Source organism: Pseudomonas sp. 18173 (genome assembly GCF_050432945.1).
In the GTDB taxonomy this organism is placed as follows: Bacteria; Pseudomonadota; Gammaproteobacteria; order Pseudomonadales; family Pseudomonadaceae; genus Aquipseudomonas.
In genome coordinates this window covers 223,807-249,442 of sequence record NZ_JBKFTN010000002.1, presented here as the reverse complement: position 1 = coordinate 249,442, position 25,636 = coordinate 223,807, and the positions used below count along the sequence as shown (strand labels likewise).

24 protein-coding genes are annotated in these 25,636 nt (G+C 60.5%); 18 read left to right on the top strand and 6 right to left on the bottom strand.

The window, feature by feature from the left end; all coding sequences use genetic code 11:
- The first annotated feature begins 1 nt into the window (after nt 1).
- The 13 genes from fdx to ACLD1X_RS03205 all read left to right on the top strand — a co-directional run bounded on the left by fdx (nt 2) and on the right by ACLD1X_RS03205 (nt 12,180).
- On the top strand, nt 2-343 hold the full coding sequence (gene fdx / locus ACLD1X_RS03265) for an ISC system 2Fe-2S type ferredoxin (RefSeq protein ID WP_085715824.1): 342 nt from the start codon (nt 2-4) through the stop codon (nt 341-343).
- Between the two features lie 14 nt (nt 344-357).
- Nucleotides 358-558, top strand: a complete 201-nt coding sequence (iscX, locus tag ACLD1X_RS03260; RefSeq protein WP_413420839.1) for a Fe-S cluster assembly protein IscX — start codon at nt 358-360, stop codon at nt 556-558.
- Nucleotides 559-646: 88 nt separating this feature from the next.
- The gene (gene ndk / locus ACLD1X_RS03255; protein WP_007903599.1) at nt 647-1,072 is read left to right on the top strand and encodes a nucleoside-diphosphate kinase; all 426 of its coding nucleotides are present in this window, start codon (nt 647-649) and stop codon (nt 1,070-1,072) included.
- Between the two features lie 28 nt (nt 1,073-1,100).
- Nucleotides 1,101-2,246, top strand: coding sequence for a 23S rRNA (adenine(2503)-C(2))-methyltransferase RlmN (rlmN, locus tag ACLD1X_RS03250; RefSeq protein WP_429366094.1), 1,146 nt, complete (start codon nt 1,101-1,103; stop codon nt 2,244-2,246).
- A gap of 16 nt (nt 2,247-2,262) precedes the next feature.
- Nucleotides 2,263-3,021 carry a type IV pilus biogenesis/stability protein PilW gene (gene pilW, locus ACLD1X_RS03245; RefSeq protein WP_429366093.1) on the top strand — a complete coding sequence of 253 codons (759 nt, stop codon included), beginning with the start codon at nt 2,263-2,265 and terminating at the stop codon, nt 3,019-3,021.
- Nucleotides 3,021-4,055 carry a RodZ domain-containing protein gene (locus ACLD1X_RS03240; protein ID WP_429366092.1) on the top strand — a complete coding sequence of 345 codons (1,035 nt, stop codon included), beginning with the start codon at nt 3,021-3,023 and terminating at the stop codon, nt 4,053-4,055. The genes pilW and ACLD1X_RS03240 overlap by 1 nt, the downstream gene beginning before the upstream one ends.
- A 3-nt stretch (nt 4,056-4,058) precedes the next feature.
- Nucleotides 4,059-5,168, top strand: coding sequence for a flavodoxin-dependent (E)-4-hydroxy-3-methylbut-2-enyl-diphosphate synthase (ispG, locus tag ACLD1X_RS03235; RefSeq protein WP_003185136.1), 1,110 nt, complete (start codon nt 4,059-4,061; stop codon nt 5,166-5,168).
- A gap of 37 nt (nt 5,169-5,205) precedes the next feature.
- Nucleotides 5,206-6,495 (top strand): histidine--tRNA ligase, encoded by a 1,290-nt coding sequence (hisS, locus tag ACLD1X_RS03230; RefSeq protein WP_413420832.1) that lies wholly within the window; start codon nt 5,206-5,208, stop codon nt 6,493-6,495.
- Nucleotides 6,496-6,536: 41 nt separating this feature from the next.
- Complete coding sequence (locus ACLD1X_RS03225) at nt 6,537-7,178, top strand: YfgM family protein (RefSeq protein ID WP_429366091.1); 642 nt, start codon at nt 6,537-6,539, stop codon at nt 7,176-7,178.
- On the top strand, nt 7,171-8,322 hold the full coding sequence (gene bamB, locus ACLD1X_RS03220; protein WP_429366090.1) for an outer membrane protein assembly factor BamB: 1,152 nt from the start codon (nt 7,171-7,173) through the stop codon (nt 8,320-8,322). Before ACLD1X_RS03225 ends, bamB begins: the two co-directional genes overlap by 8 nt.
- A 234-nt stretch (nt 8,323-8,556) precedes the next feature.
- Nucleotides 8,557-10,029: a ribosome biogenesis GTPase Der gene (gene der, locus ACLD1X_RS03215; protein WP_413420826.1), complete on the top strand. Its 1,473-nt coding sequence runs from the start codon at nt 8,557-8,559 to the stop codon at nt 10,027-10,029.
- A gap of 223 nt (nt 10,030-10,252) precedes the next feature.
- Nucleotides 10,253-11,401 carry a pyridoxal phosphate-dependent aminotransferase gene (locus tag ACLD1X_RS03210; RefSeq protein WP_429366089.1) on the top strand — a complete coding sequence of 383 codons (1,149 nt, stop codon included), beginning with the start codon at nt 10,253-10,255 and terminating at the stop codon, nt 11,399-11,401.
- Nucleotides 11,389-12,180, top strand: coding sequence for an amidohydrolase (locus ACLD1X_RS03205; RefSeq protein WP_429366088.1), 792 nt, complete (start codon nt 11,389-11,391; stop codon nt 12,178-12,180). Before ACLD1X_RS03210 ends, ACLD1X_RS03205 begins: the two co-directional genes overlap by 13 nt.
- A 203-nt stretch (nt 12,181-12,383) precedes the next feature.
- On the opposite strand, the gene leuA is transcribed toward ACLD1X_RS03205, so the two are convergent.
- From leuA to xseA, 3 genes are all read right to left on the bottom strand, one after another.
- On the bottom strand, nt 12,384-14,063 hold the full coding sequence (gene leuA / locus ACLD1X_RS03200; RefSeq protein ID WP_429366087.1) for a 2-isopropylmalate synthase: 1,680 nt from the start codon (nt 14,061-14,063) through the stop codon (nt 12,384-12,386).
- A 478-nt stretch (nt 14,064-14,541) separates the two neighbouring features.
- Nucleotides 14,542-15,363, bottom strand: a complete 822-nt coding sequence (locus ACLD1X_RS03195; RefSeq protein ID WP_429366086.1) for a peptidoglycan DD-metalloendopeptidase family protein — start codon at nt 15,361-15,363, stop codon at nt 14,542-14,544.
- A 3-nt stretch (nt 15,364-15,366) separates the two neighbouring features.
- Nucleotides 15,367-16,746: an exodeoxyribonuclease VII large subunit gene (gene xseA, locus ACLD1X_RS03190; RefSeq protein WP_429366085.1), complete on the bottom strand. Its 1,380-nt coding sequence runs from the start codon at nt 16,744-16,746 to the stop codon at nt 15,367-15,369.
- 146 nt (nt 16,747-16,892) lie between these two features.
- On the opposite strand from xseA, the gene ACLD1X_RS03185 reads away from it, so the two are divergent.
- Entirely contained in the window at nt 16,893-17,660 is a 768-nt protein-coding gene (locus ACLD1X_RS03185; protein WP_429366084.1) for a sulfite exporter TauE/SafE family protein, read from the top strand.
- A gap of 140 nt (nt 17,661-17,800) precedes the next feature.
- On the opposite strand, the gene ACLD1X_RS03180 is transcribed toward ACLD1X_RS03185, so the two are convergent.
- The 3 genes from ACLD1X_RS03180 to ACLD1X_RS03170 are packed head-to-tail and all read right to left on the bottom strand — an operon-like array spanning nt 17,801 to nt 20,189.
- Nucleotides 17,801-18,202, bottom strand: a complete 402-nt coding sequence (locus tag ACLD1X_RS03180; protein ID WP_429366083.1) for a DNA polymerase III subunit chi — start codon at nt 18,200-18,202, stop codon at nt 17,801-17,803.
- A gap of 8 nt (nt 18,203-18,210) precedes the next feature.
- Nucleotides 18,211-18,639: a DNA polymerase III subunit chi gene (locus ACLD1X_RS03175; RefSeq protein ID WP_429366082.1), complete on the bottom strand. Its 429-nt coding sequence runs from the start codon at nt 18,637-18,639 to the stop codon at nt 18,211-18,213.
- Nucleotides 18,640-18,698: 59 nt separating this feature from the next.
- Nucleotides 18,699-20,189, bottom strand: coding sequence for a leucyl aminopeptidase (locus tag ACLD1X_RS03170; protein ID WP_429366208.1), 1,491 nt, complete (start codon nt 20,187-20,189; stop codon nt 18,699-18,701).
- Nucleotides 20,190-20,582: 393 nt separating this feature from the next.
- Here ACLD1X_RS03170 and lptF point away from each other — a divergent pair, with 393 nt between their 5' ends.
- From lptF to lepB, 4 genes are all read left to right on the top strand, one after another.
- Entirely contained in the window at nt 20,583-21,701 is a 1,119-nt protein-coding gene (gene lptF / locus ACLD1X_RS03165) for an LPS export ABC transporter permease LptF (RefSeq protein WP_429366081.1), read from the top strand.
- Nucleotides 21,694-22,755 (top strand): LPS export ABC transporter permease LptG, encoded by a 1,062-nt coding sequence (gene lptG, locus ACLD1X_RS03160; protein WP_429366080.1) that lies wholly within the window; start codon nt 21,694-21,696, stop codon nt 22,753-22,755. Before lptF ends, lptG begins: the two co-directional genes overlap by 8 nt.
- A gap of 171 nt (nt 22,756-22,926) precedes the next feature.
- Nucleotides 22,927-24,726 (top strand): translation elongation factor 4, encoded by a 1,800-nt coding sequence (gene lepA, locus ACLD1X_RS03155; RefSeq protein WP_008020289.1) that lies wholly within the window; start codon nt 22,927-22,929, stop codon nt 24,724-24,726.
- A gap of 5 nt (nt 24,727-24,731) precedes the next feature.
- Nucleotides 24,732-25,586: a signal peptidase I gene (gene lepB, locus ACLD1X_RS03150; protein WP_008053222.1), complete on the top strand. Its 855-nt coding sequence runs from the start codon at nt 24,732-24,734 to the stop codon at nt 25,584-25,586.
- The last annotated feature ends 50 nt before the right edge of the window (nt 25,587-25,636 follow it).

Here is a 25,636-nt window from a genome sequence, read left to right as displayed (position 1 = left end):
GATGCCGCAGGTCATTTTTCTGCCACACGAGAAGTTTTGTCCCGAAGGCATGGTTGTGGAGGCTGAGACCGGTACGTCCATCCTCGAGCTGGCTCATGAGCACCATATCGAAATGGAAAGTGCCTGTGGCGGCGTCTGTGCGTGCACCACTTGCCACTGCATCATCCGCGAGGGTTTCGACTCGCTGGAAGAGGCCGATGAGCTGGAAGAAGACTATCTTGACAAGGCTTGGGGGCTGGAAGCTCAGTCGCGCCTGGGCTGTCAGGCCAAGGTCGGGACTGAAGACCTGACCGTCGAAATTCCGAAGTACTCGCTCAACCACGCCGCCGAAGCACCGCACTGATTCAAGGAATTGTCATGAAACTCAAGTGGACTGATGTGCTGGAGATCGCGATCCAGCTGGCTGAAAGCAAGCCCGACGTGGACCCTATGTCGGTCAACTTCGTCGATCTGCGTCAATGGGTGATGGAACTGCCCGATTTCGACGACATGCCTGAGCATTGTGGCGAAAAGATCCTGGAGGCCATTCAGGCCCACTGGATCGAAGAACGCGACTGAGCCACGCCGCAGGTTAGGCAATACCCGAGAACCCGCGTATAATTCGCGGGTTTAATTTTTCGTAAATTACCGTTTCTGGAGTTACACCATGGCTGTTCAACGTACTTTCTCCATCATCAAGCCTGACGCCGTTGCTAAAAACGTGATCGGCGAGATCACCACCCGTTTCGAAAAAGCCGGCCTGCGCGTTGTAGCTTCGAAACTGAAGCAACTGTCCAAAGCCGAAGCCGAAGGCTTCTACGCTGAGCACAGCGCTCGTGGTTTCTTCAACGACCTGGTTGCTTTCATGATCTCCGGTCCGGTTGTCGTTCAGGTTCTGGAAGGCGAAAACGCTATCGCTCTGAACCGTGAGCTGATGGGCGCTACCAACCCTAAAGAAGCTGCTGCCGGCACCATCCGCGCTGACTTCGCTGACTCCATCGACGCCAACGCCGTACACGGTTCGGACTCCGAAGCCGCTGCCGCTCGCGAAATCTCGTACTTCTTCGCAGCTACTGAAGTAACCACTCGCTAAGCATTGGCTTAAGAGTGAAGGTGAATCCATGACTACATCGACTGTAAAAACTAACCTGCTGGGTTTGACTCAGCTGGAAATGGAAAAATTCTTCGACTCAATCGGGGAGAAGCGTTTCCGTGCCGGTCAGGTAATGAAATGGATTCACCACTTTGGTGTCGATGATTTCGATGCCATGACGAACGTCAGCAAGGCCTTGCGCGAAAAGCTCAAGGCTGTTGCTGAGGTCCGTGGTCCGGAAGTGGTCAGCGAGGACATCTCCAGCGACGGCACCCGTAAATGGGTGGTGCGCGTGGCGTCCGGCAGCTGCGTCGAGACCGTGTACATTCCCCAGGGCAAGCGCGGCACCTTGTGCGTTTCGTCCCAGGCAGGCTGTGCCCTGGATTGCAGTTTCTGTTCCACCGGCAAGCAAGGCTTCAACAGCAACCTCACCGCCGCCGAAGTCATCGGCCAGGTGTGGATTGCCAACAAATCCTTTGGCAGCGTCCCGGCAACCGTCGACCGTGCCATCACCAACGTGGTGATGATGGGCATGGGTGAGCCGCTGCTGAACTTCGACAACGTCGTCGCGGCCATGCATTTGATGATGGACGACCTGGGCTACGGCATTTCCAAGCGCCGTGTGACCCTGTCGACCTCCGGCGTGGTGCCGATGATCGATGAGCTCTCCAAGCACATCGACGTCTCCCTGGCGTTGTCCCTGCACGCACCGAATGACGCATTGCGTAACCAATTGGTGCCGATCAACAAGAAGTATCCGCTTAAGATGCTGCTCGAGTCGTGCCAGCGCTACATGTCGTCCCTGGGCGAAAAGCGCGTGCTGACCATCGAGTACACCTTGCTCAAGGACGTCAACGACAAGGTTGAGCACGCCGTGGAAATGATCGAGCTGCTCAAGAACATCCCGTGCAAGATCAACCTGATCCCGTTCAACCCGTTCCCGCATTCCGGGTACGAGCGTCCGAGCAACAACGCCATCCGTCGTTTCCAGGATCAGCTTCATCATGCCGGTTTCAACGTCACCGTCCGCACCACCCGTGGTGAAGACATCGACGCCGCCTGTGGTCAGTTGGTAGGGCAGGTGCTGGATCGCACCCGTCGCAGCGAACGTTATATCGCCGTGCGTGAATTGAGCGCCGACAGCGATCTGGCGCAGAACGCCGCGATCAAGTAACCAAGAGAGGATCTCTATGTCCCTGCGCTTTGCGCTGCTTTTGCTGTTGGCCAGCCTGTGTGCTGGCTGTGTGCTTTCGGGCGACTACAACCCGATGAAGACCAGCAAGGGCCGTGATGAAGCGCGTGAGGCGTATGTGCAACTCGGTATCGGGTATTTGCAACAAGGCATGACCGAGCGCGCCAAGGTGCCGCTGAAAAAGGCCCTGGAACTGGATGGTTCCGATCCCGACGCCAACGCGGCGCTGGGCCTGGTGTTCCAGGCCGAGATGGAACCGGAACTGGCCGACGAGCATTTTCGCAAGGCACTGGCTTCCCGTCCCGCCGATGCACGAATCCTTAATAACTACGGCAGCTTTCTGTTCGAGCAAAAGCGTTACAAGGAAGCCTACGAGCGCTTCGAGCAAGCCACCGCCGATACCCTGTATCCTGAGCGTTCACGGGTATTCGAAAACCTCGGCATGACCGCTTCAATGCTGGGAGAGCGTGAGCTGGCCCGGCAGCAACTGGAAAAAGCCCTGCGCCTGAACCGTCAACAACCTCGTGCATTGCTGGAAATGGCTGAGTTGTCTTACGAAGACAGGCATTATGTGCCCGCGCGTGACTACTTCGATCGTTTTAGCCTGCTTGCCGAGCAAAATGCACGTAGTCTATTGCTCGGCGTTCGGCTGGCAAAAGTGTTCGAAGATCGCGACAAGGCCGCCAGTGCAGGCCTGCAACTAAAACGACTCTATCCCGGTACGCCGGAATATCAGCAATACCTGTCGGAGCAATGATGAAAGCGGCGCATCCCGAAGTTGTAGCAGCGAATCGCGTAAATCCCGGTGAGACTTTGCGCCAGGCCCGCGAAAGCAATGGCTGGTCGCTGGCCGAAGTGGCCCTCAAGCTCAACCTCACGACCACTTCCCTGAGCAATCTGGAAGCCGGCGCTTTCGACAAGCTGCCCGGGCATACCTTTGCCCGTGGCTACATTCGAGCCTATGCCAAGCTGCTCGGCATGGACCAGGCTGTACTCGTACAGCAATTCGACCAATCCACCGGCACCGATTCCCAAGGTAGCAGTGTTCATAGTTTGGGTCGTATCGAAGAGCCGGTTCGGGTTTCCCACACCATTTTGCGAATTGTCAGCCTGCTGTTATTGATTGCGGTGATTGGTGGTGGTTTTGTCTGGTGGCAGGACCAAACCTCGCTGCGCAACAAGGACCAGGTCAGCCTGAGCCCTGAGCATGTAGAAGTCGAAGGGGCTGACGGCACCACTCAGATTCATCCGCTGGACGAGCCGGAAGACCAGGCCGTCGCGGAAGGCCAGACCGAAGGCGGAACCGCCCTCGCGCTGCCACAGGCCGAGACGGCGGCTGAAGCACCGGTGGAGGCCCAGGCGACTGCGCCAGCCACTCCGGCAGCGCCAGCTACACCGGCCGCACCCGCTCACAACTCGGCGCCAGTCGTCGCAGCGCCAGTGGCCCCGGCCACTCCGGTCCCGACGGTGCCTGCCGCCCCGGCCCCGGTCGTGACTGCTCCGGCTGCCCCGAGCGCTCCTGCCCCGGCGGTAAGCGCGCCAGTAGCCGGCCAAGGCCAGGTTCAGGTGCAGTTCACCGCCGATTGCTGGACACAAGTCACCGACGGCAGCGGCAAGGTGCTGTTCAGTGGTCTCAAACGCAAAGGCGACAGCCTGGCAGTCAATGGCAAACCACCGTTTGCCGTGCGTCTGGGCTTTGCCCGTGGCGCTCAGGTCAGCTACAACGGCCAGCCGGTCGATGTCGCTCCGTTCACCAGTGGCGAGACTGCTCGCCTGAAGTTGGGTCAATAAGTCATGCACGGCGAATCTCCAATCAAACGTCGCGAATCCCGCAAGATCTGGGTCGGTAACGTGCCTGTTGGCGGCGATGCGCCTATCGCTGTGCAGAGCATGACCAACAGCGACACCAATGATGTCGCGGCCACTGTCGCGCAAATCAACCGCCTTGAAGCAGCCGGTGTCGATATCGTGCGGGTCTCCGTACCGGACATGGACGCCGCCGAAGCCTTCGGCAAGATCAAGCAGCTGGTCAAGGTGCCCCTGGTTGCCGACATCCACTTCGACTACCGGATCGCTTTGCGTGTAGCCGAACTGGGCGTTGACTGCCTGCGGATCAACCCGGGCAACATCGGCCGCGAAGACCGCGTGCGCGCAGTGGTCGATGCCGCCCGTGACCGCGGGATCCCGATCCGTATCGGCGTGAACGCCGGTTCCCTGGAAAAGGACCTGCAGAAGAAATACGGCGAGCCGACTCCGGCGGCGCTGGTCGAGTCGGCCTTGCGTCACGTCGAGCACCTCGAACGCCTGAACTTCCAGGATTTCAAGGTCAGCGTGAAAGCTTCCGACGTGTTCATGGCCGTCGAGGCGTATCGCCTGCTGGCCAAGGAAATCGTCCAGCCGCTGCACCTGGGCATCACTGAAGCCGGTGGTTTGCGTTCAGGCACGGTGAAATCCGCCGTGGGCCTCGGTATGCTGCTCGCCGAAGGGATTGGCGATACTATCCGCATCTCGTTGGCGGCCGACCCGGTCGAGGAAGTGAAAGTCGGCTACGACATTCTCAAGTCCCTGCACCTGCGTTCCCGTGGCATCAACTTCATCGCCTGCCCGAGCTGCTCGCGGCAGAACTTCGATGTGGTCAAGACCATGAACGAGCTGGAAGGGCGCCTCGAAGATTTGCTGGTGCCGCTGGATGTCGCGGTGATCGGTTGCGTGGTCAACGGCCCGGGTGAAGCCAAGGAAGCCCATATCGGCTTGACCGGCGGCACGCCGAACCTGATTTACATCGACGGCAAGCCGTCGCAGAAACTGACGAATGACAATCTGGTGGATGAGCTTGAACGCTTGATCCGCCAGAAAGCGGCCGAAAAGGTCGAAGCCGACGCTGCCGTCATTGCGCGTGGCTGAGTCCGACTGAAGAGCCGAACGAATTTAAGGATTTAATGTGAGCAAGTCTCTGCAAGCCATTCGTGGCATGAACGACATCCTGCCCGAACAGACTCCCCTTTGGCGTCATTTCGAAGGCACCGTTTCGCGCCTGCTGGATAACTACGGTTACAAGCAGATCCGCATGCCGATCGTCGAGTTCACCGAACTGTTCAAGCGTTCCATCGGTGAAGTGACCGACATCGTCGAAAAAGAGATGTACACCTTCGACGACCGAAACGGCGACTCCCTGACCCTGCGTCCTGAAGGCACGGCGGCCTGTGTGCGCGCGGTGCTGGAGCACGGCATTACCGGCGGTGGCCAGGTGCAGAAACTCTGGTACATCGGCCCGATGTTCCGCCACGAGCGTCCGCAAAAAGGTCGTTATCGCCAGTTCCACCAGATCGGCGTGGAGGTGTTCAACCTCGACGGTCCGGACATCGACGCCGAACTGATCGTGCTGACCTGGCGCCTGTGGGGCGAACTGGGCATCCGCGATGCGGTAAAACTCGAGCTCAACAGCCTGGGTACCAGCGAATCCCGTGGCCGTTATCGTGAAGCGCTGGTCGAGTACCTCTCGGCGCACATGGACAAACTCGACGAAGACAGCCAGCGTCGCCTGAAAACCAACCCGCTGCGGGTTCTTGATACCAAGAACGCCGATACCCAGGCGGTATTGGTCGACGCGCCGAAAATGGCCGACTACCTCGACGAAGAATCCCGCGTGCATTTCGAGGGCCTCAAGGCTCGCCTGGACGCCGCCGGCATTCCTTACGTGATCAACCCGAAGCTGGTTCGCGGGCTGGATTACTACAGCAAGACCGTTTTCGAATGGGTCACCGACAAACTCGGCGCCCAGGGCACCGTCTGCGCTGGCGGCCGTTACGACGGCCTGGTGGAGCAGATGGGCGGCAAGCCGACCGCCGGCGTTGGTTTTGCCATGGGCATCGAGCGCCTGGTGCTGTTGCTGGAAACCCTGGAGCAAATCCCGCAAGAGATCTCCCGTCAGGTCGACGTCTACCTCTGCGCCTTCGGTGAAGCCGCCGAACTCGCCGGCCTGACCCTGGCGGAGCGCGTGCGTGACCAGTTGCCCAACCTGCGCCTGCAAGTGAATGCCGGCGCCGGCAGTTTCAAAAGCCAGTTCAAGAAAGCCGACAAGAGCGGCGCGCTGTATGCGCTGATCCTTGGTGACGACGAAATGGCCCAGCAAGTGGTAGGTTTCAAACCCCTGCGTGGCCAGGGCGAACAACAAAGCATTGCCTGGGATGCGCTTGCAGCGCACCTGGCCACCTGCGTCGTGCAGGGTTGAAGCTGTCTAAACAGCCGAATTAGCGATTAAGGAGTATTGGGGTGTCGAGTACCGAAGACGAACATGTGGCGGAATTGAAGGAATGGTGGTCTCGCAACGGTAAGCCCCTGGTTACTGGCGGCCTGTTGGCGCTGGTCATCGTGTTCGGCTGGCAGGCCTTCCACAAGTATCAGAGCAATCAGTCGCAAGGCGCCTCGATTCTCTATCAGCAATTGCTCGAAACCACGCTGACGCCTGACGGCAAGCCTGATGCGGCCCGTGTTTCGGACCTGGCCGGCAAGCTCAACAGCGAGTACGGCGGTAGCGCCTACGCGCAGTACGGCAGCCTGTTCGTCGCCAAAGTGGCAGTCGACAGCGGCAAGCTGGACGACGCGGCCAGCGAGCTGAAAGCCATCGTCGACAAACCGGCCAACCCGGCGCTGGGCGAAATCGCCCGCCAGCGTCTGGCCCAGGTGCTTGGTGCGCAGAACAAGGCCGACGAAGCACTGAAATTGCTTGAAGGCGATGCCGACAAGGCATTCCTGGCCACTCGTGAAGAGCTCAAGGGCGACCTGCTGGTGCAGTTGGGTCGTACCGACGAGGCGAGCGCGGCGTATCAAAAAGCCAAGGCGGCACTGTCGGATGAAGCGGCGGTCGGTGGCCTGCAAATCAAGCTGGACGACCTGGCCAAAGGGGATGCGTGACGTGATTCGTTGGAAACATGCAGCATTGCTGGCTCTGGCCTTGATGGCCGCGGGTTGCAGCAGCAACAGCAAAAAAGAACTGCCTCCGGCCGAACTGGTCGACTTCAAGGAAGAAGTGGTTCTGCACAAGCAATGGAGTCGCTCGATCGGTGACGGTCAGGGCGAAACCTACAACATGCTGGTTCCGGCCATCGATGGCGATACCATCTATGCCGCCGACGTTACTGGCGTGTTGATGGCGATGGACCGCCACACAGGCGACGTCAAATGGAAGAAAGACCTTGAGCTGCCGGTCTCCGGCGCCGTTGGCGTAGGTTACGGCCTGGTCACCATCGGTACGCTCAAGGGCGAAATCGTTGCCCTGGACGCCATCAATGGTGAAGAAAAGTGGCGCGCTCGCGTGTCCAGCGAAGTACTGGCGCCGCCAGCCAACAACGGTGACGTTGTGGTGGTGCAGACTCAGGACGATCGTCTGATCGGCCTGGATGCTGCCACCGGCAACCGTCGCTGGATCTATGACAGCACCCCTGCGGTACTGACCCTGCGTGGTACCAGTGCGCCGATCGTGACCAACCGCCTCGCGGTGGCTGGCCTGTCGACCGGTAAAGTGGTTGCCGTGAATATCTCCAACGGCGTACCGGTGTGGGAACAGCGCGTAGCGATCCCGCAAGGTCGTTCGGAGCTTGAGCGCGTGGTCGATATCGATGGTGGCTTGCTGCTGTCGGGCGAGACGCTGTACGTCGCCAGCTATCAGGGGCGCGTTGCCGCCCTGGACCTGCAAAGCGGCCGTCAGCTCTGGCAGCGTGATGCTTCCAGCTACGCCGGTGTCGCCCAGGGTTTCGGCACCGTTTATGTGAGCCTGTCCTCGGGTACCGTTGAAGGCGTCGACGAGCGTTCCACCACAGCCTTGTGGAGCAACGATTCGCTGGCCCGTCGTCAACTGTCGGCCCCGGAAGTGTTCTCCAGCTACGTTGCAGTCGGTGACCTGGAAGGTTACCTGCACCTGCTGAGTCAGGTGGACGGTCGTTTCGTCGGCCGCGAGCGCATCGACAGCGACGGCCTGCGTGCCCGTCCGCTGGTGGTGGGTGACACGATTTATGTGTATGGCAACAGCGGCAAACTGGAAGCCCTGACCATTAAGTAACGACTATGCTTGGGTTTTAACCCCAAGCGGCTTCACTGGTTGTAGGACTGTAGGAGCGAGCTTGCTCGCGATGGACGTCAACGATTACGTTGGCAATCTGGATAAACGCGGTGTCTTTGCGTTTTTCGCGAGCAAGCTCGCTCCTACAAAAAAACACACGGTGATTGCCCCGAGCACCAGCCGCTGCCTCGCAGCGGCTTTTGTATTTTCTGAAATAACGAAGTGGAGAGCCGCATGGTTCCCGTAATCGCCCTGGTGGGCCGACCGAACGTCGGCAAGTCCACCTTGTTCAACCGCCTGACCAGGACTCGTGACGCCATCGTTGGCGACTTGTCCGGTCTGACCCGTGATCGCCAGTACGGTGAGGCCAAGTGGCAAGGGCGTTCCTACATTCTGATCGACACCGGCGGTATCTCCGGTGACGAGCATGGTATGGACGAAAAGATGGCCGAGCAGTCGCTGCTGGCCATCGAAGAAGCGGATGTCGTTCTGTTCCTGGTAGATGCCAAGGCCGGTTTTACCGCCGCCGACCAGATGATCGCCGAGCATTTGCGCAAGCGTAACAAGCGTTCTCACGTGGTAGCCAACAAGGTCGACAACATCGACCCGGAAATGGCCCGCGCCGAATTCGCCCCGTTGGGCATGGGCCATGCGATCCCGATCGCCGGCGCCCACGGCCGTGGTATCACCCAGTTGCTGGAAGCGGCACTGAGTGAATTCCCGCGTGACGACGACGAGCCGCAGGAAGGCGAAGAGGAAGAGATCGTCGCCGAAGGCGAGGAAGCCAAGCGCATTCCTGGCCCAAGCGAAAAAGACGGCATCAAGATCGCCATCATCGGCCGTCCGAACGTCGGCAAGTCGACGCTGGTCAACCGCATGCTCGGCGAAGACCGGGTAATCGTCTACGACCAACCCGGCACCACCCGCGACAGTATCTACATCCCGTTCGAGCGTAACGACGAGAAGTACACGCTGATCGACACCGCCGGTGTGCGCAAGCGCGGCAAGATCCACGAAGAAGTTGAAAAGTTCTCCGTGGTCAAAACCCTGCAGGCGATCAAAGACGCCAACGTGGTGATCTTCGTGATGGACGCCCGCGAAGGCGTGGTGGATCACGACCTCAACCTGCTGGGCTTCGCCATTGAGTCGGGTCGTGCGCTGGTGATCGCGATCAACAAGTGGGACGGCATGACGCCGAGCGAGCGCGACTTCGTGAAGGTCGAGCTGCAACGCCGGCTGTTCTTCGTTGACTACGCCGATATCCACTTCATCTCGGCCCTGCACGGCACTGGCGTGGGCAACCTCTACGCGTCGGTACAGAACTCGTTCAAGTCTGCGGTTACCCGTTGGCCGACCAGCCGCCTGACCCAGATCCTCGAAGACGCGGTCAGCGAGCACCAGCCGCCGATGGTCAACAGCCGCCGGATCAAGCTGCGTTATGCCCACCTCGGTGGCGCGAACCCGCCGATCATCGTGATCCACGGCAACCAGATCGAGAAGGTGCCGAAGTCCTACGTGCGTTACCTGGAAAACACCTATCGCCGTGTCCTGAAGCTGGTCGGTACGCCGATCCGCATCGAGTTCAAGGGTGGCGAGAACCCGTACGAAGGCAACAAGAACACGCTCACCGACCGTCAGGTCAACAAGAAGCGTCGCTTGATGTCGCACCACAAGAAGGCCGACAAGAAGCGTCGCGACAAGCGCTGATTCAAGGCTTTCCCGGCTCCTGTGGGAGCGGGCTTGCCCGCGATGGCAGCGCCGCGGTGTATCAGGTGCACCGCGTTATCGTTCATCGCGGGCAAGCCACGCTCCCACAGGGGCGGAGTTGAACAAAGGGCGCTGTTAGCGCCCTTTTTCATGCCTGCGGTTTGGGCTATCCTCGGACTCCCCCGCGCCGCCGTAGAGCCGGGTGTAGAGCAGGGAACCACCGATGATCACCAGCAAGCTGCCGAATGTCGGCATCACTATCTTTACCCAGATGTCTCAGCTCGCGGCACAGACCGGCGCGCTCAATCTGTCCCAGGGCTTTCCCGATTTCGCGGCCCCGCAGGCCCTGTGCGATGCTGTCGGCCGGCATATCGCCAACGGCCATAACCAGTATTCGCCAATGACCGGGCTGCCGGTGTTGCGTCAGCAGATTGCGGTGAAGATCGCCCGCAGCTATGGCACGCAGGTGGATGCGGATACTGAAGTAACGGTCACCCCAGGCGCGACCGAAGCGATTTTCTGTGCCATCCAGGCGGTTATCCACAGCGGTGACGAAGTCATCGTGTTTGACCCGGCCTATGACAGCTACGAGCCCTCGGTAGAGCTGGCCGGCGGTCGTTGCGTGCACGTGCAACTGGTCCTGAACGATTTCAGCATCGACTTCGAGAAGCTTGCCCAGGCACTGAGCCCGCGCACGCGGATGATCATTCTCAACTCCCCGCACAACCCCAGTGGCGCATTGATCAGTCGTGCCGAACTGGATCAGTTGGCCGCCTTGATCCGCGATCGCGATATCTATGTGATCAGCGACGAAGTCTACGAACACCTGGTGTACGACGGTGTGCCCCATGTCAGCGTGCTGGCCCATGAAGAGTTGTATCAGCGTGCATTCGTGGTCAGTTCGTTCGGCAAGACTTACCACGTCACTGGCTGGAAAACCGGCTACGTGGTTGCGCCACCGGCCCTGACGGCGGAATTGCGCAAGGTGCACCAGTACGTCAATTTCTGTGGTGTGACGCCGCTGCAATATGCCTTGGCCGATTTTATGGCCGAGCATCCCGAGCACGTCGAAGAGCTGCCGGCTTTCTATCAGGCCAAGCGTGACCTGTTCTGCGATCTGCTGGCGCCGTCGCGTTTCAGCTTCACCCGGGTGACCGGCACCTATTTCCAGTTGGTCGATTACTCGCAGATCCGCCCGGACCTCAATGACGTCGAGATGGCCCTGTGGATGACTCGCGAGCATGGCGTGGCCAGTATCCCGATCTCGGTGTTCTACCAGACGCCACCGGTTGGCCAGCGCCTGGTGCGACTGTGCTTTGCCAAGCGTGAGGAGACCCTGCGTGAAGCGGCGGAAAAACTATGCGTGATCTGAGTGCATTGCCCAATCTGAACGTGGCGCTGATCCAGACGTCCCTGGCCTGGCACGACCGCCAGGCCAACCTGGAGCATTTCGAGCCATTGCTGGAACAGGCTCGCGGCGCTGACCTGATCATTCTGCCGGAGATGTTCACCACCGGTTTTTCCATGGAGTCCGAGACCCTCGCGGAAGCGGAAAACGGACCGACCAGCAAATGGCTGCGGGCTCAGGCGGCAAAGCTTGATGCGGTGATTACCGGCAGTGTGATCATCCAGGCAGCCGACGGCAGTCATCGCAATCGCCTGCTGTGGGCACGCCCGGATGGCGAGGTGTTGCATTACGACAAGCGTCACCTGTTCCGCATGGCCGGTGAGCATAACCACTACACCCCCGGCGAGCGCCAGGTGCAGTTCGAGCTCAAGGGCTGGCGCGTGCGGCCGCTGATTTGCTACGACTTGCGCTTCCCGGTGTGGAGCCGTGACGCCCAGGACACCGACCTGCTGCTGTACACCGCCAATTGGCCCGGCGCCCGGCGCCAGCACTGGAATCGCCTGCTGCCGGCACGGGCTATCGAGAACCTGTGCTACGTGGCGGCGGTTAACCGTATCGGGACCGACGGCAAAGGTTTTGCCTACACCGGTGACAGCCAGGTGCTGGATTTCCAGGGTGAGACGTTGCTCAGTGTTGGCGAGGCGGATGGGGTGTTCAAGGTGACTTTGGATGCGGCGGAGCTGGCCGCGTATCGGCAGCGGTTTCCGGCGAATCTGGATGCCGATACCTTTGAGTTCACCTGAGATCATCTTCATCTGACAGGGCCTTTTCGCGGGCAAGCCCGCTCCCACAGGGCTCGCGTCGAACACGAGCTTTTCGTTCACTGACGATCCTTGTGGGAGCGGGCTTGCCCGCGAAGAGGCCGGGACCGGCAACGCAAAAATTGCAGGCAAACAAAAAGGCCCCGAGGTTCACACCTAGGGGCCTTTTGCATTGCAGCGGTGGCTTACGCCGCTTTCGCTTCCGGCTGGCTCAGCGAACGGTTCAGTGCGCTGAACAGGGCCTTGAAGCTGGCGGTGGTGATGTTTTCGTCGATGCCGACGCCATGTACCGCGCGTTCGCCGTTCACACGCAGTTCAATGTAGGCCGCAGCCTTGGCATTGGTGCCCGCGCCGATGGCGTGCTCGTTGTAGTCCATGATTTCCACCGGTACCGGCAGGCCGGCCACCAGCGCTTCCAGGGCGCCGTTGCCCTTGCCGCGCCAGTGCAGGTTGGTCTCGCCCTGGCCTTTGCTGGCCACTTCCACTTCAACGGAGCTGTGGCCGTTTTCTTCCTGCAGGCGATGGCTGACCAGCGCGTACGGGGTGTTGGCCTGCAAGTACTCGCTGTGCAGCAAGGCGTGGATCTGCTGGGCGGTCATTTCCAGGCCCAGGCGGTCGGTTTCACGCTGCACGACCTGGCTGAACTCGATCTGCATGCGACGCGGCAGGCTGATGCCGTATTCCTGTTCCAGCAGGTAGGCGATACCACCCTTGCCCGACTGGCTGTTGACGCGGATGACCGCCTCGTAGCTGCGGCCGATGTCGGCCGGGTCGATTGGCAGGTAAGGCACTTCCCAAAGTGCATCGGATTTCTGCTGGGCGAAGCCCTTGCGGATCGCATCCTGGTGCGAGCCGGAGAACGCGGTGTGGACCAGGTCGCCGACGTACGGGTGGCGCGGGTGCACCTGGATCTGGTTGCACTCTTCGACGACCTTGCGCACGCCGTCGATGTCGGAGAAGTCCAGTTGAGGGTCAAGGCCCTGGGTATACATGTTCAGGGCCACGGTGACCAGGTCGACGTTACCGGTACGCTCGCCGTTACCGAACAGGCAGCCTTCGACACGGTCGGCACCGGCCATCAGGCCCAGCTCGGTGGCGGCAACGCCGGTGCCACGGTCGTTGTGGGTATGCAGGCTGATGATCACGCTGTCACGACGGTTGATGTGACGGCCGAACCATTCGATCTGGTCGGCATAGATGTTCGGGGTCGCGCATTCCACCGTGGCCGGCAGGTTGAGGATCATCTTGTGCTCGGGCGTCGGGTTCCAGACTTCGATCACCGCGTCGCAGACTTCCTTGGCGAACTCAAGCTCGGTGGCGCTGAAGGTTTCCGGCGAGTACTCGAAGGTCCACTCGGTTTCCGGTTGCTGGGCGGCGTATTTGACGAACAGCTTGGCCGCACTCACGGCGATTTCCTTGATCCCGTCCTTGTCCTGGTTGAAGACAATGCGGCGGAAGGAAGGGGAGGTCGCGTTGTACAGGTGAACGATGGCCTTCTTCGCCCCACGCAGGGATTCGAAGGTGCGCGCGATCAGGTCTTCACGGCCCTGGGTCAGCACCTGGATGGTGGTGTCGTCCGGGATGTGGCCACCTTCGATCAGGGTGCGTACGAAGTCGAAGTCGGTTTGCGAGGCGGCAGGGAACGACGCTTCGATTTCCTTCACGCCGACCTGCACCAGGGTTTTCCAGAAGCGCAGCTTCTTGACAGCGTCCATCGGTTCGATCAGCGACTGGTTGCCGTCGCGCAGGTCGGAACTGCACCAGATCGGTGCGGCGGTGATGGTTTTCGATGGCCAGGTGCGATCCGGAATGTCGATGGTCGGGAACGCGCGGTATTTCGAAGACGGGTCTTTGAGCATGCTCATCAGGAAATCCTTATTGTGTGGGCCGAAAAAAGGCGGCCTGCCGGTGGATCAAAAAGTTCTTGGCGTAACGCTTGGGACGAGGCACCACGATTCAGCCCGGCAGTCGTGCGCTGACGAGGCACAGGCTGCGGTGCTGGCGGAGCTGAATGAGGGTGTGAGAGGTTTTCATGCCTTCAACCCTAACCGCGGGGGGGAAGGTTGGCAAGCAGTCGAAAAAAATTGAGAGGAATACTCGTGGGCGAGTGTTTATCGAGATTTTATTGCTGTGATTGGCAGTGATTGTTTTGTTGTTTGCGCGAGGTTTGAGCGGTGCGCAATTGAAGGAAGCGAGATCTCAGGAGGGCGAGGTTGGGGACAATCCTGGATTCTTCTGGTGACTGGAATGCCGTCTTCGCGGGCAAGCCCGCTCCCACAGGGATTGCGCTGTACCTGTGGGAGCGGGCTTGCCCGCGAAGAGGCCATCAGCCTCGGCGAGGATTCAAGGTTGAAACGCACCGATGAAGATGGCGGGATCCACCCGTGCATCGTTCAGGCTGACATTCCAGTGCATATGGGGTCCAGTCGCGCGGCCAGTCGCGCCGACCTTACCGACCACGCCACCACGCGCCAGTTGCTGCCCCACCTTCACGTCGATTTTCGACATGTGGCAGAACATGCTGATGAAGCCCTGGCCGTGGTCGACGAACACCGTGTTGCCGTTGAAGAAATAGTTGCCGATCAGGATCACCTTGCCGGCTGCCGGGGTCTTGATCGGTGTGCCGGCCGGCACGGCGAAGTCCAGGCCCGCGTGGGGATTGCGTTCTTCGCCGTTGAAAAAGCGACGTACGCCGAATTTGCTCGACAACGGTCCGTTCACCGGTTTGTCCAGCAGCAGGTTACTCGGGGTAATGGGGCTGAACGTGCGGTAAGCGGCAATCTGCTCGGCCAGTTCACGCTCGATACGCTTGAGGTTTTCCGGGTCTGGGTTGACCTGCTGGGTGTTCTTCAGGGTGATGCGCTGTTCCGGGTATTTCTTGTTGCCAACCGTGAAACCCAGATTGCGACCGCCGCTGCTGATCGATTGAGCGCCCGGCTTGACCGTCAGCGGCACACCGACGATGGCCAGCCAGTTGTTCTGTTCTTTCACGACCAGGACGGGTTTGCCTTGGTAAGTGGCTGTTGGCACCTGGGCAGACGTGCCCAGGTCCACCACCGCAACGCCGCCCGGCACCGGTTTGTTCAGCAGGCGGGTGATGTAGCTGTCGGCGTGGGCGTTGAAGGTCAGGCACAGCAACAGGAGTGGAGCCAGGAAACGCGGCATGGATCAATCCAGTAAAGAAAGGGTGACAGGCGTCAGGTGATTGTCTTCGACCCGCACTTGCAGTTCGCCTTCGCCCAGTTTGGCCTTCAGGCGCTGGCCGGTATGGGTTTGTGCGGCGCTACGGATCGCGTTGCCGCGCTCGTCCAGCAAAATGCTGTAACCACGGCCGAGGGTCGCCAGCGGGCTGACCACATGCAGGGTCTGCATCTGGCTTTGCAGTTGCAGGCGACGGTTCTTCAGCCCTTCGCGGATGGCACGCGGCAGGCGTTCGGCCAGGCTGTCGAGACGCTGGCGCAGCAGTGCCAGTTGCCGGCCCGGATGTTGTGCGGCCAAACGGGTTTCCAGGCGGATCAAGCGTTCGCGACGGGTGTTGAGGCTGCGCTCGAACGCGCGACGCATGCGCATGTCCAGGTCATCCAGGCGTTGCGCTTGCTGGCGCAGGCGCTCGCCGGGATGGCGCAGGCGTCGGGAAATGCCTTCAAGGCGCAGCCGATCGCGCATCAAGCGGTCCCGCATGCGCATCACCAGCCGTCGGTGCAGGCTTTCGACCCGGCGTACCAGATCGCTGGAGTCCGGAGCCAGCAACTCGGCGGCAGCGGAAGGGGTGGGCGCGCGAACGTCGGCCACAAAATCGCTGATCGACACGTCGGTTTCATGGCCGACGGCGCTGACGATCGGCGTCACGCAGGCATCCACGGCGCGGGCCACGGCTTCTTCGTTGAAGCACCAGAGATCTTCCAGTGAGCCTCCGCCGCGGGCGAGGATCAGTGCGTCGAAGCCGCGGGCATCCGCCAGTTTCAGGGCACGGACAATCTGCGCGGTGGCTTCGCGACCCTGTACGGCGGTGGGAATCAGCGTCAACTGCACCTGGGGCGCGCGACGGCGGAACACGCTGATGATGTCGCGGATCACCGCCCCGGTGGGCGAACTGATGATGCCGATGCGTTGTGGGTGCGCCGGCAGCGGGACCTTGCGCTCGGCACTGAACAGGCCTTCGGCGCTGAGCTTTTCCTTCAAGGCATCGAAGGCCAGGCGCAAGGCGCCATCACCGGCCGGCTCCACCGTGTCGAGGATCAGTTGATAGTCACCGCGCCCTTCGAACAGCGAGACTTTGCCGCGCACCTTGACCGCGAGCCCGTCCTTCAGCGCCTGGCGAACCCGTGCCGCGTTCTGCCGGAACAGCGCGCAACGGACCTGGGCACCGCTGTCCTTGAGGGTGAAGTACACATGACCGGAGGCCGGGCGGGCGAGGTTGGAGATTTCGCCTTCGACCCAGATGTTGCTGAACACGTCTTCGAGCAACACCCGCGCACGGCCGTTGAGCTGGCTGACGGTCAGGACTTCGCGGTCCAGGCCGAGTCTTGCAAAGGGATCTTTAATCATGGGGCGCAGTTTAAAGGTAATTCCATTGTGGGAGCGAGCCTGCTCGCGAATACGGTTTAACATTCAGCACCTGCATCGACTGATGTTCAGCATTCGCGAGCAGGCTCGCTCCCACGGGGGGAGGGTGTATTCAGGGAAGGAAGGAAATGGGTGTGCTTGAACTGTTGAACCAATGGCCCTTCGGCTCGCTGGACTGGCTGGTAATCGGTGCGGGCATCGCCCTGGCCTACATCGTGTTTGGCATAGCAGGTTTCGGCACCGCGCTGGTGGCGGGGCCGATTCTGATTCTGTTCATGCCGCTGTCGAAGATCGTGCCGTTGCTGGTGCTGCTCGATTTTGTCGCGGCATTCGGCAATCTGCTGCCGTCGCGGCGCGATGTGGCGAAGCCGGAACTGCTGCGATTGCTGCCCTGCATGGCGGTGGGGTGCACGCTGGGGGTGATTTTCCTGCTGAACCTCAAGTCCGACCTGTTGCTGCTGTTGATGGGGCTGTTCATCAGCGCCTATGCGATCTACAGCCTGTGGGTCAAAGCCCGGCCGACGCAGTTGTCCGCGCTGTGGGCGTTGCCAATGGGGACGGTGGGCGGAATGTTTGGCGCCTTGTTTGGCAGCGGCGGCTTTCTCTATGCGATCTACCTGAACAGCCGATTGCCCAAGGAGGCGGCCCGGGCCACCCAGAGTGCCTTGATCAGTTGCAGCACGGTGGTGCGTTTGAGCCTGTTTGCAATCGCCGGTGTGTATGCCGATCTGCCGTTGCTGGTGCTGGCGGTTTGCCTGTTGCCGGCCATGGCACTGGGGCTGTGGATCGGTCGACGGCTGACCATGCGCTTGTCCCGCGAGGCCTTTGTGCGGCTGGTGACGTGGCTGGTGCTGGCCAGCGGGATCGCGTTGATCGGGCGCTACTTGAGCACTTGAAGTGTCTGTTGCTCTTTGTAGGAGCGAGCTCACTCGCGATGGTCGTTAACGATAACGCGGGTTGCCGGTTAAACGCGGCGTCTTCGTGACCATCGCGAGCGAGCTCGCTCCTACATAAAAAGAAACGGCAAACCGGCTTCTCAGTCGTTGTACTGGCTCAACAATCGCTCCAGCCGTGCACTGAGGCGGCGTTTGATCTCGGTCTCGATGTGCGGGGCGAAATCGTCGATCACGTCTTGCATGATCAACTGTGCGGCGGCGCGCAGTTCGCTGTCCAGGTGCAGCAAGTCATCCGGGTTCCTGTCGGCGACAGGCGCTGTCGCGCGGGCAGGTTCAACGCTGGGGGCAGGGGCTGTCGATACCACGGGCGGCGAAGGCTCGCTCACGGCGTCGAACAACATGGGAATCTGTTCCTGGTCGCCATCCTCGACCGTGTCGGTCAGCAGGGGCGGTTGCAGGTTGTCATCGCCGAGCAACTGGCGGATCGACTCGAGGTCATCCAGCAGGTGCGCGGACTGTTGCAGCGGTTTTGGAGTGTCCATTGGAAGGCTCAGAGTCGCTGTAAACGGTGATCTTGCAGAGGATAGCCCTGTTCGCGGTAGAAACGGAAACTCTCCCGCGCGGCCTGGCGAATCGTCGGGTCTTCCACCACCACTTCCGCCACGCGGGCGAAACGCTGGGCGAAGGCCGGGACTTTCAGGTCAAGGTTGACCAGCAAATCCTGGTGCTGACCGCAATCATTACCCAGGCCCAGGACAATCAAGCCATCCGGTTCGCTTTCGGCGGGGCCGTGGGGCACGAAGCTTTCACCCTTGAACGTCCAGAGGCGTGCGTCGAGATCGTCACGCTGGGCCGCGTCGCTGCAATGCAGGTAGACACGGTGACCCATGCGCCAGGCTTTTTCGGTGAGCTTGCAGGCGAAATCCAGGCGTGCCGAAGGATCGGCGCTGGGCAGAATATAGAAGTCGACTTTGGTCATTGCGGTTCCTGAGCCGGGGCGGCGTCACTTGCAAGCAACGCCGCCCGGGATCATAGGTTTCAGGCCTTGGCGCGATCCAGCAGGTATTGGGTCAGCAGTGGAACCGGACGGCCAGTGGCGCCCTTGTCCTTGCCGCCGCTGGTCCAGGCAGTACCGGCGATGTCCAGGTGTGCCCAGTTCAGGTTCTTGGTGAAGCGCGACAGGAAGCAGGCCGCAGTGATGGTGCCGGCTTTCGGGCCGCCGATGTTGGCGATGTCGGCGAACGGGCTGTCCAGTTGCTCCTGGTACTCATCGAACAGCGGCAGCTGCCAGGCGCGGTCGTCGGCCGCCTTGCCGGCGCTCAGCAGTTGGCCGATCAGTTCGTCGTTGTTGCCCAGCAGGCCCGACGTGTGGGCACCCAGGGCGACCACGCAGGCGCCGGTCAGGGTCGCGATGTCGATGACCGCTTGCGGCTTGAAACGCTCGGAGTAGGTCAGGGCGTCGCACAGCACCAGACGGCCTTCGGCGTCGGTGTTGAGGATTTCCACGGTCTGGCCGCTCATGGTGGTGACGATGTCGCCCGGGCGCGAAGCGTTGCCGCTCGGCATGTTCTCGGCGCAGGCCAGGATGCACACCAGGTTGATCGGCAGCTTCAGTTCCAGCACGGCACGCAGGGTCCCGAACACGCTGGCGGCGCCGCCCATGTCGTATTTCATTTCATCCATGCCGGCGCCCGGCTTGAGGCTGATGCCGCCGGTGTCGAAGGTGATGCCTTTGCCGACCAGCGCATACGGCTTCTCGGATTTCTTGCCGCCGTTGTATTGCATGACGATCAGGCGCGGTGGCTGGGCGCTGCCCTGGCCTACGGCGTAGAACGAGCCCATGCCCAGGGCCTTGATCTTCTTCTCGTCGAGGACTTCGACTTTCAGGTCCTTGAATTCTTTGCCCAGGTCTTTGGCCTGTTCACCGAGGAAGGTCGGGTGGCAGATGTTTGGCGGCAGGTTGCCCAGGTTGCGGGTGAAGGCCATGCCGTTGGCGATGGCGGTGGCGTGGGTCACGGCGCGCTGCACTTCAGCCTGAGCGGCCTTGATGGTCAGCAGGGTGATTTTCTTCAGGGCGCGGGGTTCGGCTTTCTGGCTCTTGAACTGATCGAAGCTGTACTCGCCGTCCACCAGGGTCTCGGCCAGCAGGCGGGTCTTGCCATAGCTGTCGCGGCCTTTGACGACCAGTTCATCCAGGGCCAGTACCGCTTCGCTGCCGCCCAGACCTTTCAACGTGTTGAGGATGCCGGCGATGATTTTGCGGAACGGGCGGTCGCCCAGCTCGTCGTCCTTGCCAACGCCCACCAGCAGCACGCGTTCAGCCTTGAGGTTCGGCAGGCTGTGCAGCAACAGGCTCTGGCCGACCTTGCCGGCCAGATCGCCACGCTTGAGCACTGCGCTGATCGCGCCGCCGCTCAATTCGTCGAGTTGTCTGGCAACGGCACCGAGCTTGCGGCCTTCGCCAACGGAAACCACCAGCGTGGCGGTCTTCAACGTTTCCGGGTTAACGCTTTTTACAACCAGTTCCATGTCCGGGTCCCTGAATTGATGGTTATCACGCATGCGCCCGACACCTTATGTGCGTCGATTGCCTATAAATAGAAAGGCGCCAGGATCGACCGGCGACAAAGGCCGCAGTTTGAACCTCGCCGGCGGCGGCTGACAACCCTCGGTTGTACGATTGTAGGAGCGAGCTTGCTCGCGAAGAACCTGAGACCGCCGCGGGGGTTCAGGCTCCCCGCGTTATCGTTGACGACCATCGCGAGCGAGCTCGCTCCTACAGGCGTTTCCATGCATTGCGCAGTGACAGGCGCACCCAATCACAGGATAATGCGCCATCTTTTTCGGCGGCCCTGCCTTGCGGGCTGGCCGATACGTTTGCTTGTTTGGCCGCCTTAGCCTGACAACCCTGGAGTGTCTGGTTTGATTGTCTTCCGTTATCTATCCCGCGAAGTCCTGTTGACCTTGAGCGCCGTCAGTGCCGTGCTGCTGGTCATCATCATGAGCGGTCGCTTCATCAAATACCTCGCCCAGGCGGCTTCGGGCCTGCTGGATCCGGGCTCGCTGTTCCTGATCATGGGCTTTCGCCTGCCGGGCTTCCTCCAGCTGATCCTGCCGCTGGGGCTGTTTCTCGGGATCCTGTTGTCCTACGGTCGCCTGTACCTCGAAAGCGAGATGACCGTACTTTCCGCCACCGGCATGAGCCAGCAACGGCTGGTCTGGATGACCCTGTTTCCAGCCACCCTGGTCGCGCTCATCGTCGCGTGGTTGAGCCTGAGCCTGGCGCCGCAAGGGGCCAACCAGTTTCAGTTGCTGCTCAACAAGCAGGATGCCCTGACCGAATTCGATACCCTGGAGCCAGGGCGCTTCCAGGCCCTGCGTGACGGTACCCGGGTCACCTACACCGAACGCATGTCGGATGATCGCGTCAACCTGGGCGGTGTGTTCATCTCGCAAAAGAACATCAGTTCCAACAACAAGGATCGCGGCATTTCTGTCCTGGTGGCGGAAAAGGGGCGTCAGGAGATTCGTCCGGACGGCAACCGCTATCTGATCCTGGATAACGGCTATCGCTATGACGGTAGTCCGGGCCAGGCCGACTACCGGGCGATCAAGTACGACGAGTACGGTGTGTTGCTGCCAAAACCCGACGTCAGCGACGAAGTCACCGACCGCGATGCGATGCCGACCAGCACCTTGATCGGCAGCGATGACATTCGCCTGCGCGCCGAGCTGCAATGGCGCATATCGCTGCCGTTGCTGGTGTTTGTCGTAACCTTGATGGCGGTGCCGCTGTCGCGGGTCAACCCGCGTCAGGGCCGATTCCTCAAATTACTGCCGGCGATTCTTCTCTATATGGCTTACCTGACCATTCTGATCGCCGCCCGTGGTGCCCTCGACAAGGGCAAGATCCCTGCGGCGCTGGGCTTGTGGTGGGTGCACGGGATTTTCCTGGCCATTGGCCTGGGCTTGCTCTATTGGGAACCCTGGCGTTTGAAGCGGGCAAGTCGCCGCAGTGCACTGGAGGTGGCCCGTGGTTAAGCTGGATCGCTACATTGGTAGCAGTGTGCTGATTGCGATTTTGGCGGTACTCGGGATCATTCTCGGTCTGGCGACACTGTTTGCCTTCATCGACGAGATGAGTGAAGTCACCGATACCTACACGCTGGTCGACGTTCTGAGTTATGTGACGCTGACTGCGCCGCGCCGGATGTACGAAATGCTGCCGATGGCTGCGCTGATCGGGTGCCTGATCGGCCTGGGCAGCCTGGCCAGCAACAGTGAGCTGACCATCATGCGCGCCGCCGGTGTGTCGATCGGCCGGATTGTCTGGGCGGTCATGAAGCCGATGCTGGTATTGATGCTGGCTGGCCTGCTGGTCGGGGAATACATCGCACCACCAGCCGAAACCGCCGCGCAAGCCAATCGCTCGCTGGCCCAGGGCAGTGGCGATGCGCAAAGTGCCAAGCATGGCCTGTGGCACCGCCAGGGCGACGAGTTCATTCACGTCAACTCGGTGCAGCCCAACGGTGTCCTGTACGGCGTGACCCGCTACCGTTTCGATAACGAACGGCACATGCTGTCGGCGAGCTTCGCCAAGCGTGCCGAGTTCGACACGGATCACTGGCAGTTGACGGACGTCACGACCACGCTGTTCCACGAGCGCAGCACTGAGGTGGTGTCGACCCCGGTCGAGCGTTGGGCCATCGCCTTGAGTCCGCAATTGCTGAACACGGTGGTCATGGTGCCAGAGTCATTGTCGATCAGCGGTCTGTGGGGCTACATCCACTACCTGGCGGATCAGGGGCTGAACAACAGCCGCTATTGGCTGGCATTTTGGGTCAAGGTGTTGCAGCCGCTGGTGACTGCCGCCCTGGTGTTGATGGCGATTTCCTTCATCTTTGGCCCGCTGCGTTCGGTAACCCTGGGGCAGCGTGTGTTCACCGGCGTGCTGGTGGGCTTCACCTTCCGCATCGTTCAGGACCTGCTCGGGCCTTCGAGCCAGGTGTTCGGCTTCCCGCCGTTGCTTTCGGTGCTGGTGCCAGCAGGTGTTTGTGCCGTAGCGGGGCTCTGGCTGATGCGTCGGGCAGGTTGATGGCGGGCGTTTCCCGGCCGCTTTGACGATAAAAAACGCCCTTGTCGCAAGACCGGGGCGTTTTTGTAGGTGCCGTCTGACCTGCGAACGTGACGCTTGCGCCGTGGATCAGGTACAATTCCCGGCTATTTTTCGGCGGGCTATGCCTGCAGCCTTTTTGAGTGTTGATCCGTGAGTGATTTGAGTCATATCCGCAATTTCTCCATCATCGCCCACATTGACCATGGCAAGTCGACGCTGGCCGATCGCTTCATCCAGATGTGTGGCGGCCTGGCCGAGCGCGAAATGGAAGCCCAGGTCCTGGACTCCATGGACCTCGAGCGTGAACGCGGGATCACCATCAAGGCGCACAGCGTTACTCTGTATTACAAAGCCAAAGATGGTATCAACTACCAGCTGAACTTCATTGACACCCCCGGCCACGTTGACTTCACCTACGAAGTCAGCCGTTCGCTGGCTGCCTGTGAAGGCGCGCTGCTGGTGGTCGATGCCGGTCAAGGTGTTGAAGCGCAGTCGGTTGCCAACTGCTACACGGCAATCGAACAGGGCCTGGAAGTGATGCCGGTGCTGAACAAGATCGACCTGCCGCAGGCCGATCCGGAGCGCGTCAAGGAAGAAATCGAAAAAATCATCGGCATCGATGCCACCGACGCGGTCACTTGCTCTGCCAAGACCGGCCTGGGCGTCGACGAAGTGCTCGAACGCCTGGTGACCACCATTCCGGCGCCGACCGGCAACATCGAAGATCCGCTGCAAGCGTTGATCATCGACTCCTGGTTCGACAACTACCTGGGCGTTGTCTCCCTGGTTCGCGTTCGCCACGGCCGCGTGAAGAAGGGTGACAAGATCCTGGTCAAGTCCACCGGCAAGATCCACCTGGTGGACAGCGTCGGCGTATTCAACCCGAAACACACCCCTACCGCCGACCTGAAGGCCGGTGAAGTGGGCTTCATCATCGCCAGCATCAAGGACATTCACGGTGCGCCAGTGGGCGACACCCTGACCTTGAGCTCGACGCCGGACGTCGACGTGCTGCCAGGGTTCAAGCGCATCCAGCCACAGGTCTACGCCGGCCTGTTCCCGGTCAGCTCCGACGACTTCGAAGACTTCCGCGAGGCGCTGCAAAAGCTCACCCTCAACGATTCGTCGCTGCAATACACACCGGAAAGCTCCGACGCCCTGGGCTTCGGCTTCCGTTGCGGCTTCCTCGGCATGCTGCACATGGAAATCATCCAGGAGCGTCTCGAGCGCGAATACAACCTGGACCTGATCACCACGGCGCCGACGGTAATCTTCGAGCTGCTGCTCAAGACCGGCGAGACGATCTACGTCGATAACCCGTCCAAGCTGCCGGACCTGTCCGCCATCGAAGACATGCGCGAGCCGATCGTGCGCGCCAATATTCTTGTGCCGCAAGAGCACCTGGGTAACGTCATTACCCTGTGCATCGAAAAACGTGGCGTACAGGTCGACATGCTATTCCTCGGCTCCCAGGTACAAGTGACCTACGACCTGCCGATGAACGAAGTGGTTCTGGACTTCTTCGACCGCCTGAAATCCACCAGTCGCGGCTATGCTTCTCTGGACTACCATTTCGATCGTTACCAATCGGCCAGCCTGGTGAAACTGGACGTGCTGATCAACGGTGACAAGGTCGACGCGCTGGCGCTGATCGTGCACCGTGACAATTCGCACTACAAAGGTCGCCAGTTGACCGAGAAGATGAAGGATCTGATTCCGCGGCAGATGTTCGACGTGGCAATCCAGGCCGCCATTGGCGGGCAGATTGTGGCGCGGACAACCGTCAAGGCGCTCAGAAAGAACGTATTGGCCAAATGCTACGGCGGTGACGTCAGCCGTAAGAAAAAGCTGCTGGAAAAGCAAAAGGCCGGTAAGAAACGCATGAAGCAAGTCGGCAACGTGGAAATTCCACAGGAAGCCTTCCTTGCAGTGCTCAGGTTGGATAGTTAGGTCCTATGTCACTAAATTTCCCGCTGTTGCTGGTCATCGCCGTATTTGTCTGCGGCCTGTTGGCGTTGCTCGATCTGTTGATCCTGGCCCCGCGCCGGCGTGCCGCTATCGCCTCCTATCAGGGCAGCGTCAGCCAGCCTGACATGGTCGTGGTCGAGAAGCTGAACAAGGAGCCGCTGCTGGTTGAATACGGCAAGTCGTTCTTCCCGGTGTTGTTCATCGTGCTGGTGCTGCGTTCGTTCCTGGTGGAACCGTTCCAGATTCCTTCCGGCTCGATGAAGCCCACCCTGGATGTCGGCGACTTCATTCTGGTGAGCAAGTTTTCCTACGGGATCCGCTTGCCGGTGATCGACAAGAAAGTCATCGAAGTCGGTGATCCGCAGCGCGGCGATGTCATGGTGTTCCGTTACCCGAGCGATCCGAACGTCAACTACATCAAGCGTGTGGTTGGTTTGCCGGGCGACACGGTTCGTTACACCGCCGACAAGCGTCTGTTCGTCAACGGCCAATCGATTGCCGAGCAATTGGTCGGCTCCGAGCCGGGCACGCTGGGTAGTGCTGAGCTGTACAAGGAAAAACTCGGTGCGGCCGAGCACATGATCCGCAAGGAAATGAGTCGCTACCGCGCCATGCCGGACCATTCGTGGACCGTGCCGGCCGGGCACTATTTCATGATGGGCGACAACCGCGACAACTCGAACGACAGTCGCTACTGGGATGATCCAAACATTCCCAAGGATCTGCTGGGCATGGTTCCCGACAAGAATATCGTCGGCAAGGCCTTCGCGGTCTGGATGAGCTGGCCGGAACCCAAACTCAGTCACCTGCCGAATTTCTCGCGGGTTGGCCTGATCAAGTAATCAAACACGGCGCTGTTGAACACAGCGCCGAATGCATTTCTGGAACCGAC

Bases quoted from the DNA above. Each gene is read 5' to 3' on its own strand.
- ACLD1X_RS03170 (WP_429366208.1), bottom strand. From the start codon at position 20,189: ATGGAACTGGTTGTAAAAAGCGTTAACCCGGAAACGTTGAAGACCGCC.
- xseA (WP_429366085.1), bottom strand. From the start codon at position 16,746: ATGATTAAAGATCCCTTTGCAAGACTCGGCCTGGACCGCGAAGTCCTG.
- ispG (WP_003185136.1), top strand. From the start codon at position 4,059: ATGCACGGCGAATCTCCAATCAAACGTCGCGAATCCCGCAAGATCTGG.
- rlmN (WP_429366094.1), top strand. From the start codon at position 1,101: ATGACTACATCGACTGTAAAAACTAACCTGCTGGGTTTGACTCAGCTG.
- leuA (WP_429366087.1), bottom strand. From the start codon at position 14,063: ATGAGCATGCTCAAAGACCCGTCTTCGAAATACCGCGCGTTCCCGACC.
- lepB (WP_008053222.1), top strand. From the start codon at position 24,732: ATGTCACTAAATTTCCCGCTGTTGCTGGTCATCGCCGTATTTGTCTGC.
- ACLD1X_RS03195 (WP_429366086.1), bottom strand. From the start codon at position 15,363: ATGCCGCGTTTCCTGGCTCCACTCCTGTTGCTGTGCCTGACCTTCAAC.
- pilW (WP_429366093.1), top strand. From the start codon at position 2,263: ATGTCCCTGCGCTTTGCGCTGCTTTTGCTGTTGGCCAGCCTGTGTGCT.
- ACLD1X_RS03180 (WP_429366083.1), bottom strand. From the start codon at position 18,202: ATGGACACTCCAAAACCGCTGCAACAGTCCGCGCACCTGCTGGATGAC.
- ACLD1X_RS03175 (WP_429366082.1), bottom strand. From the start codon at position 18,639: ATGACCAAAGTCGACTTCTATATTCTGCCCAGCGCCGATCCTTCGGCA.
- ACLD1X_RS03185 (WP_429366084.1), top strand. From the start codon at position 16,893: ATGGGTGTGCTTGAACTGTTGAACCAATGGCCCTTCGGCTCGCTGGAC.
- fdx (WP_085715824.1), top strand. From the start codon at position 2: ATGCCGCAGGTCATTTTTCTGCCACACGAGAAGTTTTGTCCCGAAGGC.
- ACLD1X_RS03240 (WP_429366092.1), top strand. From the start codon at position 3,021: ATGAAAGCGGCGCATCCCGAAGTTGTAGCAGCGAATCGCGTAAATCCC.
- iscX (WP_413420839.1), top strand. From the start codon at position 358: ATGAAACTCAAGTGGACTGATGTGCTGGAGATCGCGATCCAGCTGGCT.
- ACLD1X_RS03210 (WP_429366089.1), top strand. From the start codon at position 10,253: ATGATCACCAGCAAGCTGCCGAATGTCGGCATCACTATCTTTACCCAG.
- der (WP_413420826.1), top strand. From the start codon at position 8,557: ATGGTTCCCGTAATCGCCCTGGTGGGCCGACCGAACGTCGGCAAGTCC.
- ACLD1X_RS03205 (WP_429366088.1), top strand. From the start codon at position 11,389: ATGCGTGATCTGAGTGCATTGCCCAATCTGAACGTGGCGCTGATCCAG.
- ndk (WP_007903599.1), top strand. From the start codon at position 647: ATGGCTGTTCAACGTACTTTCTCCATCATCAAGCCTGACGCCGTTGCT.
- bamB (WP_429366090.1), top strand. From the start codon at position 7,171: ATGCGTGACGTGATTCGTTGGAAACATGCAGCATTGCTGGCTCTGGCC.